The sequence below is a fragment of the Streptomyces palmae genome (genome assembly GCF_004684805.1).
Classification (GTDB): Bacteria; Actinomycetota; Actinomycetes; order Streptomycetales; family Streptomycetaceae; genus Streptomyces; species Streptomyces palmae.
The window spans coordinates 1-12,544 of record NZ_SRID01000198.1 but is presented as its reverse complement, the minus strand read 5'-3'; the positions used below and the strand labels follow the sequence as shown (position 1 = coordinate 12,544).

The following is a 12,544-nucleotide window of genomic DNA, read 5'->3' as shown; positions in this document are numbered from 1 at the left end:
CCCGCACACCCCTCACCCGAACCCGATCCCCCCCAGCGCATCCGCGGCCCCGCGATCCAGCAGCGCCACCGACGCGCACCCAGGCGGCGGTCGCCCGGACTCCACCTGGGTGACCAACTCCCGCACCGCCCGCACATGCCGTCTGAAGGCGCGCCGGGAGACCATCCGACCGCGCGCCGCCTGGCCGGCCAGCGCGAGCGCCGGCTCCACGTCCAGCAGCACCAGGTGCAGATCACGCCCCTGGCGCCGGGCGTGGCGGGCCAGCCAGGGGCGTACCCAGCGCGGCGTGCCGCAGTCGTGCACCACCAGGCTGGCCCCGGAGCGCAGCGCCCGCCGCAGCCCGGCGTAGTGCGCGATCCGGACCAGGGGCCGGTACACCGCGTACGGCAGCCGGACCGGCAGCCATGCCTCGAAACGCTCCCGGGTGTCCTGGGAGTCCACCCGCAGCACCGCCCGGCCGCGCCGGTCCCGCTCCGGCACCGTCCGCTTCATCAGGGTGCTCTTGCCGCTGCCCGGCAGCCCGGAGGCGACCACCAGATCGCCGACCGGATAGCGCAGCTCGCGCACCAGGCGCACGGGGCCGGTCCGCGACCCGCGCGGCGCTGGGAACCCGCGCAGACCGCGCACCGACGGCTCGGGCCCGGCCGCCGGCCCGGTCGGCGGCGCCGCCGGGACCGCCCGCCTGGCCGATCCCCCGATGGCTCCGCTTCCGCTTCCCCCTGCTCGCCGCCCGTGCGCCGTGATCGCCGATCGCCCCTTCGTACCCTCGTGCCCTGTGCCTCTGGGTCGGCACCCGTTCACCTCGTACGGGGCGGCCTACCCGAAGAGTGTCAAGAAAAGGTAATGACCTTCAAGGTCATTCAAAGCACGATGCCCCAAGCGGACCGAGGTAGGCCGTACCGAAGGAACACACCACCCGCACCGGCACTCGGCGCCGCCCCGGACGAACCCGTACCGCGCGCACACACCGCCCCCGCACCGGCACTCCGCGCCGCCCGGGCGACCCCTCTCCCCCATCGAATCCCGCCCGGAGGGCCCCCCGTGCCGGACCGGGGGTTCCATAACCCCGATCACATGCGATGATGTGCGCGCAACTGCATACCGGCCGCTTGAATCCGCGCGGGAGAGTCCCCCACTCGGCAACGCCAGCCGAGCCCCGGGGCGCCGAAGGAGCAAGTCCTCCCTTGAATCTCTCAGGCCCCGAGTACCGCGCGGGCGAGGCAGATCTGAAAAGCGAGCCGCTGCCGTGGCTCCGCCGAAGGTGCAAGCCGGGCCCGGTGGGTCACGGTGAAGCTCTCAGGTTCCGATGACAGATGGGGAGAACCGACCCTTCCGTCTTCGCCTGGGAGCACCGAACATGACAGACGCCCCACGCCGCACCGCGCTCGATGCACTGCACCGCTCGCTCGGTGCCACCATGACCGACTTCGCGGGCTGGGACATGCCGCTGCGCTACGGCAGCGAGCGCGAGGAGCACACCGCGGTACGCACCCGCGCGGGCCTCTTCGACCTCTCCCACATGGGAGAGATCACCCTCACCGGTCCGCAGGCCGGACAGGCGCTGGACCACGCGCTGGTCGGCAACCTGTCCGCGCTGGCGGTGGGCCGGGCCCGCTACACCATGATCTGCGACGCTCAGGGCGGCATCCTGGACGACCTGATCGTCTACCGGCTCGCCGAGCAGGAGTACATGGTGGTGGCGAACGCCTCCAACGCCCAGGTGGTGCTGGACGCGCTCACCGAGCGGGCCGCCGGCTTCGAGACCGAGGTCCGCGACGACCGGGACGCCTACGCGCTGATCGCCGTGCAGGGTCCCGAGGCCCCCGGCATCCTCGCCAAGCTGACCGACGCCGACCTGGACGGCCTCAAGTACTACGCCGGGCTGCCCGGCACGGTCGCCGGGGTCCCCGCGCTGATCGCCCGTACCGGTTACACCGGTGAGGACGGCTTCGAGCTGTTCCTCGCCCCGGGCGACGCCGAGCAGGTCTGGCAGGCGCTGACCGAGGCCGGCCAGGGCGCCGGGCTGGTGCCGTGCGGGCTGTCCTGCCGGGACACCCTGCGCCTGGAGGCGGGCATGCCGCTGTACGGGCACGAGCTCACCACCGCCCTCACCCCGTTCGACGCGGGTCTGGGCCGGGTCGTCAAGTTCGACAAGGACTGCGACTTCGTGGGTCGGGCGGCCCTGGAGGCGGCCCGCGACCAGGCGGCCGAGCGGGCCCCGCGCAAGCTGGTCGGCCTGATCGCCGAGGGCCGCCGGGTGCCGCGCGCCGGCTTCCCGGTGGTGGCGGCGGACGGCACGGTGATCGGCGAGGTCACCTCCGGCGCCCCCTCCCCGACCCTGGGCAAGCCGCTCGCGATGGCCTACGTCGACGCGGCGTACGCCGAGCCGGGCACCGAGGGCGTCGCGGTGGACATCCGCGGCACCCATGAGCCGTACCAGGTCGTCGCTCTGCCCTTCTACAAGCGGCAGCGCTGATCCTGCGTACCGGCCCCGGCCGGCTGACGGGTTCGTCACATCCGGCGGATTCGTCCCACCTGTCAAGACCGATGGCACGACCACACCCTCTTATCCAGGAGAATCACGACATGAGCAACCCGCAGCAGCTTCGCTACAGCAAGGAGCACGAGTGGCTGTCGCCCGCCGAGGACGGCGTGTCGACGGTCGGCATCACCGAGCACGCGGCCAACGCGCTGGGCGATGTGGTCTTCGTGCAGCTCCCCGAGGTCGGCAGCGCAGTGACCGCCGGTGAGACCTGCGGTGAGCTGGAGTCCACCAAGTCGGTCAGCGACCTGTACTCGCCGGTGACGGGTGAGGTCACCGAGGTCAACGAGGACGTGGTGAGCGACCCGGCGCTGGTGAACTCGGCTCCCTTCGAGGGCGGCTGGCTGTTCAAGGTCCGGCTGGCCGGCGAGCCCGAGGACCTGCTGACCGCCGACGAGTACACCGAGTTCTCCGGCAGCTGATCGCCCCGGCCCTTCCATCGAACGGGAACCTGATGTCGCTTCTCAACAGCTCCCTGCACGAGCTCGACCCCGACGTCGCCGCCGCTGTCGACGCCGAGCTCCACCGCCAGCAGTCCACCCTGGAGATGATCGCCTCGGAGAACTTCGCTCCGGTCGCGGTCATGGAGGCCCAGGGTTCGGTACTCACCAACAAGTACGCCGAGGGCTACCCGGGCCGCCGCTACTACGGTGGCTGCGAGCACGTGGACGTCATCGAGCGCATCGCCATCGACCGGATCAAGGCGCTCTTCGGCGCCGAGGCGGCCAATGTCCAGCCGCACTCCGGTGCGCAGGCCAACGCCGCCGCGATGTTCGCGCTGCTCTCCCCCGGCGACACCATCCTGGGTCTGAACCTCGCCCACGGCGGGCACCTGACCCACGGCATGCGGCTGAACTTCTCCGGCAAGCTCTACAACGTGGTCGCCTACCACGTGGACGACGCCACCGGCCAGGTGGACATGGCCGAGGTCGAGCGGCTGGCCAAGGAGAACCGCCCCAAGCTGATCATCGCCGGCTGGTCCGCGTACCCGCGCCAGCTGGACTTCGCCGCCTTCCGCCGCATCGCGGACGAGGTCGGCGCCTACCTGATGGTCGACATGGCGCACTTCGCCGGTCTGGTGGCGGCCGGGCTGCACCCCAACCCGGTGCCGCACGCCCACATCGTCACCACCACCACCCACAAGACCCTGGGCGGCCCGCGCGGTGGCGTGATCCTGTCCACCGCCGAGCTGGCCAAGAAGATCAACTCCGCGGTCTTCCCCGGTCAGCAGGGTGGCCCGCTGGAGCACGTGATCGCCGCCAAGGCGGTGGCCTTCAAGGTCGCGGCCTCGGAGGAGTTCAAGGAGCGCCAGCAGCGCACCCTGGAGGGCGCGAAGATCATCGCCGAGCGCCTGACCCAGGACGACGTCAAGGAGGCGGGCGCCTCCGTCCTCTCCGGCGGCACCGACGTCCACCTGGTCCTGGTCGACCTGCGCCACTCGGAGCTGGACGGCCAGCAGGCCGAGGACCGGCTGCACGAGATCGGCATCACGGTCAACCGGAACGCCGTCCCGAACGACCCGCGCCCCCCGATGGTCACCTCGGGCCTGCGGATCGGCACCCCGGCACTGGCCACCCGAGGCTTCACCGCGGAGGACTTCCGCGAGGTCGCCGACATCATCGCCGAGGCGCTCAAGCCGACCCACGACACCGAGCCGCTCAAGGCCCGCGTCGCCGCGCTGGCCGGCAAGCACCCCCTGTACCCCGGCCTGTAACCGGCGGTACGCACGCCCGACCCGGGGCACCGGCACACTGGAGGGTGTGCCGGTGCCCCGCCGGGGCGATGGACGCGGCACCCTGAGGCGCCCGTACCCCTCAGCCGCCCCGTCCTCGTTCCACCCACGAGCCGACAAAGGAGTCCGCAACCGTGGCCATCTCCGTCTTCGACCTCTTCTCCATCGGCATAGGTCCGTCCAGCTCCCACACGGTCGGCCCGATGCGCGCCGCCCGGATGTTCGTGCGCCGCCTGAAGAAGGACGGTCTGCTGGCGCAGACGACCCAGGTCCGCGCGGAGCTGTTCGGCTCGCTGGGCGCCACCGGCCACGGCCACGGCACGCCCAAGGCCGTGCTGCTCGGCCTGGAAGGGCACTCCCCCCGCACCGTGGACGTGGAGACGGCCGACGACGAGGTGCAGCGCATCCGCACCGCCAAGCGGCTGCGGCTGCTCGGCGCGGAGATAGGCGACACCCACGAGATCGACTTCGACGAGCCCACCCAGCTGATCCTGCACCGCCGCCGCTCCCTGCCCTACCACGCCAACGGCATGACCCTCTTCGCCTACGACCACGAGGGCCTGCCGCTGCTGGAGAAGACCTACTACTCGGTCGGCGGCGGCTTCGTGGTCGACGAGGACGCGGTCGGCGAGGACCGGATCAAGCTCGACGACACCGTGCTGACGTACCCCTTCCGCACCGGCGACGAGCTGCTGCGGCTGTCCCGGGAGACCGGTCTGTCGATCTCCGCGCTGATGCTGGAGAACGAGAAGGCCTGGCGCACCGAGCAGGAGATCCGCGAGGGGCTGCTGGAGATCTGGCGGGTGATGCAGTCCTGCGTGACCCGCGGCATGACCCGGGAGGGCATCCTGCCCGGCGGGCTCAAGGTGCGCCGCCGCGCCGCCACCTCCGCCCGCCAGCTGCGCGCCGAGGGGGACCCGGCCGCGCGCGCCATGGAGTGGGTCACCCTCTACGCGATGGCCGTCAACGAGGAGAACGCGGCCGGCGGCCGGGTGGTGACCGCCCCCACCAACGGCGCCGCCGGCATCATCCCCGCCGTCCTCCACTACTACCTGAACTTCGTGCCCGGGGCCGACGAGGACGGCGTGGTCCGCTTCCTGCTGGCCGCCGGGGCCATCGGCATGCTCTTCAAGGAGAACGCGTCCATCTCCGGCGCCGAGGTCGGCTGCCAGGGCGAGGTCGGCTCGGCCTGCTCGATGGCCGCCGGCGGCCTGGCCGAGGTGCTGGGCGGCTCCCCCGAGCAGGTGGAGAACGCGGCCGAGATCGGCATGGAGCACAACCTGGGTCTGACCTGCGACCCGGTCGGCGGCCTGGTCCAGATCCCGTGCATCGAGCGCAACGGCATGGCCGCGGTCAAGGCCGTCACCGCCGCCCGCATGGCCCTGCGCGGCGACGGCCGGCACCATGTCTCCCTCGACAAGGTCATCAAGACCATGAAGGAGACCGGCGCCGACATGAAGGTCAAGTACAAGGAGACGGCCCGCGGCGGCCTCGCGGTCAACGTCATCGAGTGCTGACCCGCTGACTCCGGGCCCTGCGCCCCCACACCTCCCGTACGTCGCTCCGGAGGTAAAGGAGAGACGGTCCCCGCCGTCTCTCCACCTTCGGCCATCGATGACTCCATGCTGTTAACATGCGATTACACGTCATGGACAACTCGGGGGGGCGAATGACGTTCAGCGAAGACTGGGCGCAATTGGTGTCCGAGGCGAGCAAGCAGCGGCCGGGGGCGACGCAGCTCGACAAGGTCGACCCGGGTGGAGCCGATGGCGGATCAGGCGCTGACCTTGTCGTTCACCAGGACGACCTCGGCGCCGTCGGCCATGAGGCCTTCCGTTTGCACGGCATGCTTCACAAGCAGGCCGATATCGGCGGTGCGGGCAGCGACAAGAGCGGGTCAGGGTCGACCGCGCAGGCGGCGAAGGAGCTGACCTCACGCAACCTGGCCATGGGCCCCGGTCTCCTGGATACGCTCACGTTCTGGGAATCCCAGGTGAATACGGTACTCCAGATGTGCGCCCATATCTCGAACCATCTGGACTATTCGAAGAAGGCCCACGCGAAGGACGACGAAGAACTCGCGGCCTCACTTCTCCATCGAAACGGCGACGCGCTGTCGGTTTCCGAGATCTCCAAGTACGTCAAGTAACGGGCGGGGGACATGGGAAAGTTCACGTTCTCGGATCTTCTCGACCTGAACCTCGGGAAACTGAGCACCGCAGCCGACGACTGGAAGACCATGGTCGGAAATCTTGAAAAACTCAGGACGACGGTCTATGGCGGATTAGTGAGGAAGTCCGATGCGGCCAGGTGGGAAGGACTTAACGCGTCGGTCACCAAGGACTTCGTGCGGAGCACGGCAAAAGAGTTCCTCGACCTCCACATGGAGGCCCAGAGCATCTACAACATCCTGGAGGACGCGCACAAGGAACTGACCTACGTCCAGGGGCAAGCCAAGAAAATCAAGGCAGACGCCGCTGCAGGGAACACGGAGCGGGACCCTGCGGATCCCGGCATGATGGTGCTGGACAACCACGACGGCACGGTACAGGTGACAGCGATATGCGAGAAAGACAGCGAAATAGCGACCTCGCAGCGCGTCAAGGACCTGGAGAAGTGGTACTCCGACACGCTGACCGGCCTGGTCACATACGCTGCAGAGATCGACGCCGCCGTCACTCGAGCCCTGAAGCGAAGCCATGGCAGCGACTCCTATAACGCCGGGCACGCGAAGTACACGTCACTCGACGAGGACCAGCTCCCGCGCGCCATCAAGCTTGCCTCCCTCGGCGACGACGCAAACGACAAACAGCGCGCCGAGCTGCGACGTCTGTGGCAGTCACTGAGTCCCGAAGCGCGCGCCCGGTTGTGGACCGATCACAAGGATGACCTACTGGCAGCAGGGCTGCTCGATCCCACCGTGAAACGCGCCGCGCCGGACGCGGGTTCCGGACGGCATGGCGCGGAAAGCCCGGGGCTGGGCGAGAGCTGGACAAAGACAAAAATGAAACTGCTGGCCGAGGGTGCGGATTGGACGGGAAAGCCCGACGCCTCGCGCAACATGGTCCACTACCTGGAAAACAGCGGCGATCCCATGAAACTCCCCGTTGACAAGATGTTGTCGGACGACAGTGACTTCAGGAATCGCATCGAAGATGACATCAACGCCAGGCGAAACAAATGGCGAATGCAGGCATTGGAGGAATTCAGGAAGAACGGCGGCAAGCCCGTCGCCATACGCGTGGAAACCGCGAACAACGACTTCTCATTCTCCAAGGCAACTGACGAAAACTGGTATTACGCCGTTGGCTCCACGAGGACGAATGTAACGGGAGTGGTCACCGTCGTACCTGACGCCCATGGCAACCCCAAGGTCGGCCTTGACTACCAGGTGAATGCCTGGGATCGCTACAACTGGGACGAAGGCAAGGGAGTGAGTATCGGACCCCTCGAAATCCCTGACGGGGAGATGGGCCGTATGCACAAGACTGGGCTCGCCCAGGAATACGACATGGCGGGCAGTAGTTCAGTGAAGCACTACGACCTGGGAGGAAAAACCCCGAGCACTCAGCCACTCCCCGCCCCCGACGAGCCCAGCCGAGATGGCGGGCGTACAGATCCAAATCGAGAACAGCAGAAAAGCCGCACGGATGCAACGACCGATTGAACGGTAGGAGTTCGAGTGCACCGCCCCATTTTGGTCACCGTTGGAGCCGTCATGGCGGCGACCGCCGCCCTTCTCGGCCTGGTGGCGCTCGCCGACGACGAGCAATCGTCGACAGGGCGGGACCTCGACTGCTGCTGGAGGTCTGGCACCACCCCAGAGTGGATGAGCAAGCGAATGGGGGTGCGCATCCCTTCGGGCGCTTCGGATGCACGCGCAGGGTTTCAGGCCGGTTCGCGGTATGACATCGGGATCCTCTCTTTCACGCTGCCCAACCCGAAGGCCGATGCCTACCTCACACGGCTTGTTCCGGGAGATCAGGAGATGATCGGGAACGACCATCCAAAGGAAAAGGCAGACCCATCCATGGGACCCTTCTCTCATTTGGGGCTTCCGGACCCGGAGACACTCACCAAAGGATTGAAGAAGGCCAGCTTCTGTCCCGGTGGGGCGACCACTCCCGAAGGGAAACACCTCCGGTACTGCGTCGACATTTTCGCCCACACCTTCACGCCTGGCCAGCAGCGGCTCTATTTCAGGTCGTTCATCGAGCCCCGGCTCGACGCGAACTGACCGGTCGATTCGCTGGCGTGTCACCGCGCACAATGGCGGTCCCGCGTGGCCTGCTGGCATGACCGGAAGGCGTCCTAGCGTGGCGCAGGGCCTTCCGGCCTGGAGATTCACGCCGCAGCTCGACGCCGAAGGCCCTCCCCCGATGACGGCGGCGAGGTGAGTCATCCGGGTGTCACAGTGGTTTCGTCACACGGCCCGTACACTCCCGACCCATCGGAGATCACCGGTCCGGCGGAGTCGAACACGGCGGCCACGTGAGGGAGCGGCGGATGGCGCAGGGGGCACGCTACGACCAGCGGGTGCGGGTCTTCGTCGAAGTCCGCGGGGGTCAGCGGGACTGGGAGGAGGCCAAGGAGCGGTTCCTTCAGCAGGGCTGGCCCGTCCGCGCCGAACACCCCGCTGGGCAAGGACCCCTGGGGAACGCCGTCGACCCGTCTCCCGACTCCCGCGTCTACGAGATCGAGGTGCGCCTCTTCGGCATCGCCAAGGGATGTGACCGAGGCGCTGCCGATCGGATCCGCAAGGTGGCCCGGTCCGCGCGTCTGGAAGCCTACGTCCTGCGCGCCGAACGCATTCACCGGGACCGGGAGACACGCTCCCGCTGGCGCGTCATCGACGGTCAGCGAAGACGAGACGCCCTCCACTCGCCGTGGCGCCGGTTCTTCGCCAACTGGGCCATGGTTCGCGGCTCCTACGACGTCGGTGGGCTCACAACCGGTCCCGCACGGCAAGCCCTGCGCTTGGCCCGCGCCGAAAATCCAGCGACCACTGCGAGGACCGCCGTCCGGCCCTTGGACGGCATGTGGAAGGACCCGGTGCGCCGATGGCCGGAGGAGGAGGGCACCCGCCGGGCCCTGCACGCCGTCATATGGGCTCTTGTGCCCGCTGCCGCCCTCGCCTTGGCGGCCCATGCCGTACCGGCAAGTCAGTGGTTGTGGATCCTGCTGGCGCTCGCCGGTGCCGTGCAGGCGGCACGGGCCGGTTGGCGGCTCTTCCCCGACGGCAAGGCAATGGGCGCGGTGCTGGTCCTCCTGGTGTCCGGGTTCTTCACGGCCGCCGGGCGCGGACTTCTCGGCAGCGAAGGCTGGACGCCTTCCACCATGTACTACACCGTTCTCGTTCTCGGGGTGGTCACGGGACTCTGGCTCCTGGTACGGCAGTGGACATGGGGTGAATGGGTCGGGTGGGCCATCCCCCTCGTCGTCACGCTGCTGATCTCAAGCTTCGTAGCAGCGGGTTCGGTGCTCCACGCCTTGTACGCGGACGAGCTGGACCTGAGCGCCGGCGATCTCGACGTCCCACCCCTGTGGCAGTTCGTCGCCTCGCTGAAGCTCGTGTCGATGCTGGCCTACGTGCTGGTCGTCCCTGCCTGGTGGGGCATCGCCCGGCACCGCCACCACTACTACGCGGCTCCCGGCGAGCGCACGAACATCGTGCTTCACGCCCTCGTCTTCGTCGCCCTCCTGACCATCACGGCCGGCATCGCCCTGGACTCGACCAGCAAGGCTGCCGAACGCACCAAGGCCGCTGCCGAACGCGGCACGGAACCGCCGGCGTACTTCGGCGTCGCACCTTCCTGGACGTGCGTACGGACGACCACCGCGCTCGGGAGCATCCCCGGCGAGGGCCCCGCGCTGAACCCGGACCGCCCCTATCTGCTCATCAACGTCGTAGGCAGCACGATCGTCCTGTGGGATCCGGTCGCGGACGAGCCAGTGAAGCTACCCGCCAACAAGGCGTGGCTGGAGCCGACCGAGAGCGGCAAGGGGACTTGTACGTAACCCCCTTGGTCTCTGCGAAACAGCAGGTCGGCCACCCCATCATGCTGTCTGGCTCGCCAACCGTCCGCAGCCCCGTTTCCGTTGGCCCAAGACATGGCCCCCCGCAGGGGCGACCCCTTCGTCATCTCGGCCAGGGGGCGGGCTCCGGTGGGACCGGGGTGAAGGTCACCGGGAGGTGGGCGAGGGCGGTGTGGAAGGGGCCGGGGCGCCAGGGGAGTTGGTTGCGGGGGATGGTGAGTTCGAGGTCGCACAACTGGCTGGTGAGCTGTTCGATGGCGGTGGTCGCGATCAGCAGCGCGGGGTTCTTCACCGGGCAGGCGTGCGGCCCGGCGGACCAGGCGAGGTGGGCCCCGCCGTCGGTGCGGGGACCAGGCGGGAGGCCGTCCGGGGTGGTGTTGGCGGCGGCGTAGGAGACCAGCACCAGTTCGTGGGCCTCGATCCGCACCCCGTGGAAGTCGACCGCGTGCCGCGGGAAGTGGGCGCCGAAGTTGGCCATCGGCGGCTCGTTGCGCAGTACGTCGTGCACCGCGTCCCAGGCGGTGAGGGCGCCGCCGGCCAGCGAGCTGTAGTAGCGGTCGTCGCTGAGCATCCGGGACAGCGCGTTGGAGATGAGGTTGGCGGTGGGCTCGTTGCCCGCGGCCAGGGTGAGCAGGACCTGGTCGGCGACCTCCTCGGTGCTCAGCCCGGCCGGGTGGTCGAGCAGCCAGGAGACCAGGTCGGGGCCGCGGTGGCGCTGTTTGCGGGCGACCAGCTCGGTGACGTACGCCAGGAAGTCGGCGCCGGCCCGGTTGGCCTGGTCGGGGCTGGTGGCCTCCACCATCGCGGCGAGGGGCGCGACCAGTCGGTCGTGGTGCTCCTCGGGCACCCCGCACAGCTGGTTGAACAGCAGCAGCGGTACCGGACGGGCGTAGTCGGCGACCAGGTCGGCGCTGCCGGTGGCGGCGAAGCGGCGGATCAGGGTGTCGGCCGCGCGGGCGGTCCCGGCGCGTAGCTCATGCGGCTCGATCATGGCGAAGGCGTCGATGATGGCCTGCCGGTAGCGCTGGTGGGCGGGACCGTCGTTGGAGAGCGGGTTGGGCCGCCACATCAGCATGGGCAGCACCGGGCAGTCCGGCGGCAGGCTCTGCTGCCAGACCCGGGAGTCCTTGCTCCAGGTGGCGGTGTCGTGCAGCAGATCGAGCGCCGCCCGGTACCCCACCACCAGGTACGCGCCCACCCCGGGCGCCAACTCCACCGGGGCGACCTGCCCGTAGCGCCGCAGTGCGGCGTACACGGTCTGCGGGTCGGCGGCGAAGTCGGCGCCGTACAGCGGGATCGGCGGGCGCAGGTACGGGCTCATCGCACGGGGCCGTCACTCGACCCGGAGGGCGCGCAGTCCACTCAGCACCTTCTCCAGCAGCCAGGCGTCCTGCTGCCCCGCCGGCGGGATCGGGGCACGGGCCCGCAGATGCCCCCGGTCGACCAGGTCGGACGCCAGTACCTTGACCACGCCGACCGGCAGCCGTACGTACCCGGCCACCTCGGCCAGCGACAGCGGCCCGCCGCACAGCAGCTGGGCGATGCGGTGGCGGGCCGGGTCCAGGCCCCGCGGCACCCGGTCCGCGGCGGCGCTGAGCAGGGTGAGCGGATCCAGGGTGCTGCGGCTCGGCTCGGTCTGCCCGCCGAGCGCCATATAGGCCGGTACGAACGGTCTGCTCTCCCGGTGCGCCCTCATGAGGCCGCGCCGCGATCGTACGACGGGGTGTGCACCGCCTTCTCGCCCAGCGCGGCGACCTGTAGCTGTACCCGGTGCGAGAGGGTCTCCATGTCGCAGCCATGGTCGGCGAAGAGCGCCAGTACGGTGTCGGGGCCGGCCGGGACCGCGAACACGAAGCCCTTGTCGGTGGCGACGACCACCTGCTCCACCGTGGTGCGCGGGTCGCCGGACAGCTCTCTGGCCAGGCTGCGGGCGGCGCCCTGGAGGGCGGACATCATCGCCGACGCCCCCTCCCCCGCCTCCCTGCTCAGGCCGGGCGAGGCACCGGTGACCATGCCGTCCGCGGACAGCACCACACCGTGCCGTACCCCCTTGACGACCAGCAGCGGGTCCAGGATCCAGGACATGTCGGGACGGAGGGCGTGCTTGGCTGCGGTCATGGGGCGGGGTTCCCTTCCTGGCGGCTGTGGTGGTCCTCGTACTCCGGGCGGTCCTGGTGGTCTTGGCCGGTATGCGGTTCGGGCCGGTATGCGTGGTGGCCGGGGTGGGTGGGATG

12 protein-coding genes and 2 riboswitches are annotated in these 12,544 nt (G+C 69.4%); of the genes, 8 read left to right on the top strand and 4 right to left on the bottom strand.

Going from position 1 to position 12,544, the window contains the following annotated elements; translation table 11 throughout:
* Nucleotides 1-12: 12 nt before the first annotated feature.
* The gene (locus E4099_RS19925) at nucleotides 13-744 is read right to left on the bottom strand and encodes an AAA family ATPase (protein WP_425348264.1); all 732 of its coding nucleotides are present in this window, start codon (nucleotides 742-744) and stop codon (nucleotides 13-15) included.
* A gap of 366 nt (nucleotides 745-1,110) precedes the next feature.
* Nucleotides 1,111-1,220: riboswitch (glycine riboswitch) on the top strand.
* Nucleotides 1,221-1,323, top strand: a riboswitch (glycine riboswitch).
* 34 nt (nucleotides 1,324-1,357) lie between these two features.
* Here E4099_RS19925 and gcvT point away from each other — a divergent pair.
* The 8 genes from gcvT (at nucleotide 1,358) to E4099_RS19885 (ending at nucleotide 10,292) form a co-directional block, all read left to right on the top strand.
* A complete protein-coding gene (gene gcvT, locus E4099_RS19920) occupies nucleotides 1,358-2,476 on the top strand; it encodes a glycine cleavage system aminomethyltransferase GcvT (RefSeq protein WP_135340449.1) in 1,119 nt (372 codons plus the stop codon).
* 110 nt (nucleotides 2,477-2,586) lie between these two features.
* Entirely contained in the window at nucleotides 2,587-2,964 is a 378-nt protein-coding gene (gcvH, locus tag E4099_RS19915) for a glycine cleavage system protein GcvH (protein ID WP_135340448.1), read from the top strand.
* Between the two features lie 32 nt (nucleotides 2,965-2,996).
* A complete protein-coding gene (gene glyA / locus E4099_RS19910) occupies nucleotides 2,997-4,256 on the top strand; it encodes a serine hydroxymethyltransferase (protein WP_135340447.1) in 1,260 nt (419 codons plus the stop codon).
* 152 nt (nucleotides 4,257-4,408) lie between these two features.
* On the top strand, nucleotides 4,409-5,791 hold the full coding sequence (locus E4099_RS19905) for an L-serine ammonia-lyase (RefSeq protein ID WP_135340446.1): 1,383 nt from the start codon (nucleotides 4,409-4,411) through the stop codon (nucleotides 5,789-5,791).
* 152 nt (nucleotides 5,792-5,943) lie between these two features.
* Complete coding sequence (locus E4099_RS19900) at nucleotides 5,944-6,423, top strand: hypothetical protein (protein WP_135340445.1); 480 nt, start codon at nucleotides 5,944-5,946, stop codon at nucleotides 6,421-6,423.
* Between the two features lie 12 nt (nucleotides 6,424-6,435).
* Nucleotides 6,436-7,941 (top strand): hypothetical protein, encoded by a 1,506-nt coding sequence (locus E4099_RS19895; protein WP_135340444.1) that lies wholly within the window; start codon nucleotides 6,436-6,438, stop codon nucleotides 7,939-7,941.
* 51 nt (nucleotides 7,942-7,992) lie between these two features.
* Nucleotides 7,993-8,511 carry a hypothetical protein gene (locus tag E4099_RS19890; RefSeq protein WP_135340443.1) on the top strand — a complete coding sequence of 173 codons (519 nt, stop codon included), beginning with the start codon at nucleotides 7,993-7,995 and terminating at the stop codon, nucleotides 8,509-8,511.
* 269 nt (nucleotides 8,512-8,780) lie between these two features.
* Nucleotides 8,781-10,292: a hypothetical protein gene (locus E4099_RS19885; protein WP_135340442.1), complete on the top strand. Its 1,512-nt coding sequence runs from the start codon at nucleotides 8,781-8,783 to the stop codon at nucleotides 10,290-10,292.
* Between the two features lie 121 nt (nucleotides 10,293-10,413).
* On the opposite strand, the gene E4099_RS19880 is transcribed toward E4099_RS19885, so the two are convergent.
* The 3 genes from E4099_RS19880 to E4099_RS19870 are packed head-to-tail and all read right to left on the bottom strand — an operon-like array spanning nucleotide 10,414 to nucleotide 12,428.
* Nucleotides 10,414-11,631, bottom strand: a complete 1,218-nt coding sequence (locus E4099_RS19880; protein WP_135340441.1) for a cytochrome P450 — start codon at nucleotides 11,629-11,631, stop codon at nucleotides 10,414-10,416.
* A gap of 12 nt (nucleotides 11,632-11,643) precedes the next feature.
* Nucleotides 11,644-12,006, bottom strand: a complete 363-nt coding sequence (locus E4099_RS19875) for a DUF742 domain-containing protein (protein ID WP_135340440.1) — start codon at nucleotides 12,004-12,006, stop codon at nucleotides 11,644-11,646.
* A complete protein-coding gene (locus tag E4099_RS19870) occupies nucleotides 12,003-12,428 on the bottom strand; it encodes a roadblock/LC7 domain-containing protein (protein ID WP_135340439.1) in 426 nt (141 codons plus the stop codon). The genes E4099_RS19875 and E4099_RS19870 overlap by 4 nt, the downstream gene beginning before the upstream one ends.
* Nucleotides 12,429-12,544: the final 116 nt, after the last annotated feature.

Coding starts and splice junctions, on each gene's coding strand:
- E4099_RS19895 (WP_135340444.1), top strand. CDS start 6,436: ATGGGAAAGTTCACGTTCTCGGATCTTCTCGACCTGAACCTCGGGAAA.
- E4099_RS19880 (WP_135340441.1), bottom strand. CDS start 11,631: ATGAGCCCGTACCTGCGCCCGCCGATCCCGCTGTACGGCGCCGACTTC.
- E4099_RS19875 (WP_135340440.1), bottom strand. CDS start 12,006: ATGAGGGCGCACCGGGAGAGCAGACCGTTCGTACCGGCCTATATGGCG.
- gcvH (WP_135340448.1), top strand. CDS start 2,587: ATGAGCAACCCGCAGCAGCTTCGCTACAGCAAGGAGCACGAGTGGCTG.
- E4099_RS19870 (WP_135340439.1), bottom strand. CDS start 12,428: ATGACCGCAGCCAAGCACGCCCTCCGTCCCGACATGTCCTGGATCCTG.
- E4099_RS19900 (WP_135340445.1), top strand. CDS start 5,944: ATGACGTTCAGCGAAGACTGGGCGCAATTGGTGTCCGAGGCGAGCAAG.
- E4099_RS19885 (WP_135340442.1), top strand. CDS start 8,781: ATGGCGCAGGGGGCACGCTACGACCAGCGGGTGCGGGTCTTCGTCGAA.
- E4099_RS19890 (WP_135340443.1), top strand. CDS start 7,993: ATGGCGGCGACCGCCGCCCTTCTCGGCCTGGTGGCGCTCGCCGACGAC.
- glyA (WP_135340447.1), top strand. CDS start 2,997: ATGTCGCTTCTCAACAGCTCCCTGCACGAGCTCGACCCCGACGTCGCC.
- gcvT (WP_135340449.1), top strand. CDS start 1,358: ATGACAGACGCCCCACGCCGCACCGCGCTCGATGCACTGCACCGCTCG.